Origin of the sequence: Nitrosomonas sp. ANs5, assembly GCF_050584665.1 — a bacterium.
In the GTDB taxonomy this organism is placed as follows: domain Bacteria; phylum Pseudomonadota; class Gammaproteobacteria; order Burkholderiales; family Nitrosomonadaceae; genus Nitrosomonas.
This window is the reverse complement of sequence record NZ_JBEUDO010000113.1, coordinates 1-2,909: the sequence shown is the minus strand read 5'-3', so window position 1 is coordinate 2,909 and position 2,909 is coordinate 1. Positions and strand designations below refer to the sequence as shown.

At 51.6% G+C, this 2,909-nt stretch carries 4 protein-coding genes; 2 read left to right on the top strand and 2 right to left on the bottom strand.

Annotation, left to right across the window (positions count from 1 at the left end):
• The coding region (locus tag ABTW62_RS13780; protein ID WP_430905147.1) for a hypothetical protein at window positions 1-1,037 on the top strand (1,037 nt) is incomplete at its 5' end.
• Window positions 1,038-1,235: 198 nt separating this feature from the next.
• On the opposite strand, the gene ABTW62_RS13775 is transcribed toward ABTW62_RS13780, so the two are convergent.
• Both ABTW62_RS13775 and ABTW62_RS13770 read right to left on the bottom strand, forming a co-directional pair.
• Entirely contained in the window at window positions 1,236-1,550 is a 315-nt protein-coding gene (locus tag ABTW62_RS13775; protein ID WP_430905146.1) for a HigA family addiction module antitoxin, read from the bottom strand.
• A gap of 14 nt (window positions 1,551-1,564) precedes the next feature.
• Window positions 1,565-1,846, bottom strand: coding sequence for a type II toxin-antitoxin system RelE/ParE family toxin (locus ABTW62_RS13770; protein WP_430905145.1), 282 nt, complete (start codon window positions 1,844-1,846; stop codon window positions 1,565-1,567).
• A gap of 474 nt (window positions 1,847-2,320) precedes the next feature.
• Here ABTW62_RS13770 and ABTW62_RS13765 point away from each other — a divergent pair, with 474 nt between their 5' ends.
• Window positions 2,321-2,743 (top strand): transposase, encoded by a 423-nt coding sequence (locus ABTW62_RS13765; protein WP_430905144.1) that lies wholly within the window; start codon window positions 2,321-2,323, stop codon window positions 2,741-2,743.
• Window positions 2,744-2,909: the final 166 nt, after the last annotated feature.

The following is a 2,909-nucleotide window of genomic DNA, read 5'->3' as shown; positions in this document are numbered from 1 at the left end:
AGGCAGCAGCGCTTAGCGCCCTTTCCGATATCAAATCGGTCGTTTCGCATTCCGCTGGTTTGATGATCGTTACACAGCATGACGGCGCCGAAGGCGCTCTAAGTTGGATGGATGATGCGGGCTATACGATCGGGGATCTGGATTCAGACGGCAAGAGCTTTCTCCTGAGCCATCAGCTTCAACTCGGGCGTTGGGAAGATGTTGCGCAGACGGTTAGTGCGCTTTCTGAGCCGGACTTTGAGGAAACCCCTATTCTTTACCATTTGGCAGGGTTAGCAATGCTAGTTCCTACCGTCCCTGGAGATTTTCGAGCTGTTGTGCTGACGCAGGTTCCCTTTGAAACGGCAGATTTTCGACTCGCTTCGGATGCCGCTGCTATGGATGCACGGCGTGCGGCTCACGCGCACTTTCTCAATGCAGTTAAGGCCGCAGAGCAACTAGCATGTCCGCGCGCTGCGAGAATAGATGACGAGTACGCGCTTTGGCTCGAATTGCGCGACCCGGCGCAGCGCGCGCACGGCAAGAACAGATTAGAAAACAAACTGCGCGATCCGAGCACCGCTCTCGGTTTCGTTCATTACGCTCTTCAGTTCGGCATCAAAGTGGACCTGGGGGCGGTTGAGCGGGATATCGAACGGAGTATCGCCATCAACGGCGGAATGACCATTGATGCCGCCATTGCTCGTTTCGCCCTTGCATTTGCGCAGCGGACCCCCGAGGAGGCGGCCAACTATATCGCTCGCCACCACAATCAACTCGCTGCCCACATCGACGCCAAGCTGCTGCGGTTTCGTCTGATCGAGATGCTGTCACGCGCGAGTCTGATCGAAAGGGCCAACGAGGTACTCGACCGGCTGCTAGAAGAGGGAATCCCTGCTGACCAGGAAAGTAATCTTCGAATGATGATTTCTGGGGCCCAAGGGAGTGATCCTATTGAATCTCATAAAGCACAATACGAAGCAACAAGCGCTCTTGGCGACCTTATAAACCTTGTCGCCGAATTGGAAGTCCATCAGCACGCTTGGGGTCAGGTCTAGATATAATAATCAAGACAAACAAAGATAGGGTCTAGGATTGTGAATTCTTATTCTTGTGGACCATAGCCCCGTACATTATTCTTGTTTTTATTTATCGGAGAGTAGCGGCATGCCTCACAGCTTGACGACCGGGTCATCGGTGGCAGTCACCCGCCACCGATGACCCGGTCTGAGGGTTAGATACCCTCAGCTACCCGATTATGCAGCATGTAACGGTTTAATCCGATCAACCTCTTCCTTGATCGATTGTGCCGCCGTCCACAGGTCAACCGAACGCTGCGCATTAAGCCAAAACTCGGGAGAATTGCCAAACAAGCGAGCAAGCCGAAGTGCCATTTCAGGACTAACAGCACGCCGCTCCCTCAGTAGTTCATTAACTGACTGACGAGATACACCCAAAGACTCAGCCAGCCTAGTTACTGTAAGGCCATAGTCTGGTAGAAAATCTTCCTTGAGCATTTCGCCAGGATGAGTCGGCTTGCGCTGCATGCCTTTAGTATTAGGAATAGCCATAGTCATTATCCTCTTCAGTGGCAGTCACACACCTCGACCTCATAGGCATCGTCATCTGCAAAACGAAAGCAGATACACCACTGATCATTTATTGTAATCGCGTACTGCCCTTGCCGGTTTCCGGTAAGTGGATGAAGGCGGTTGCCAGGCGGCACTTTCAAGTCCTCCAACTGCTCGGCCAAATTCACGTATTCAAGCTTTCTGGCCGCTCTCGAAGCAACATCCGCGGGAAACTTCTTTGCAATACCCTTGGAATACAGCTCTTGAGTTCGTTTATCTGCGAAGGATTTAATCATGGCCTTAAGCGTAACCCATCACGTGACACAGGTCAATGATTAGAGAATTCCTGCATAACGACAGAGATCAGCCGCCGCGAGGCACAGCCGAGCGGTCGGCTGGACCGATTGGTTGGGCTATGGAGTAGACAACGACCTCGATCCCGTACTCTCTTGCCAGCGGCTCCAGCACTGCGTCGTCCTTTATCCCAAGTTCGTGACCCCACACCAAATATCCCCAATTTTTCGACAAGTTAAAATTTTCGACTGGGGCCGGTTGGCACTACGGATTTTTTCTGTCGATAATTGTTTTACGTTTGCCGATTGGATCGGGTTTGATATTCAAAGCCTGATAGAGCTGTTGATGCAGCGCTTCAGGTCGCGTTGTGGTGCGTAGCAAGCACGACGGGGCCAGGTCGCCAATCAAGAAAAACAAGAGTAACGTACGGGGCTATGGCCCACAAGAATAAGAATTCACAATTCTAGATCCTGTCTTTGTTACTCTTGATTCTTTATTATCGACCTGACCCCTTCGTGCTGGAGTTCATGCAACGACTGGCCGCGTTGGTTCCCCGGCCAAGGCTTAACCTCATTCGATTCCATGGCATACTTGCGCCGAACGCCAAACTGCGCAGCGAAATCATTCCTGGCGGCAAGAAAAGCAAAAGCAATGTATCCGATACGGCTGACGATGCGCCACCTTTTCCAGCCTCGGTACGCATCAGTTGGGTGCGTTTGCTCAAGCGGGTATTCGATATCGATATCGAACACTGCCCGCAGTGTGACGGAAAAATGAAAATCATTGCCGCCATCCTGGAGTCCAGCGTGATCACTAAAATTCTTGACCATCTTGGCTTATCCTCCCGAGCGCCACCCAAAGCACCTGCGCAAATCTTTGATCCTTTCGGGCCAACCTGATCCCAGTCTCATCTTTTTCAGTGCACTTCCTGACTGCGCTGACCTTTCCCCATGGGCGTCTTTCGCCTGAAAGGCAAAAAAGGATCCATAACCAACACTTTTTGCTGCTGATCAGACACAAATTTTGTGAATTTCGGATTAGTTGCAGGTCAAGTTGACGCCAAAA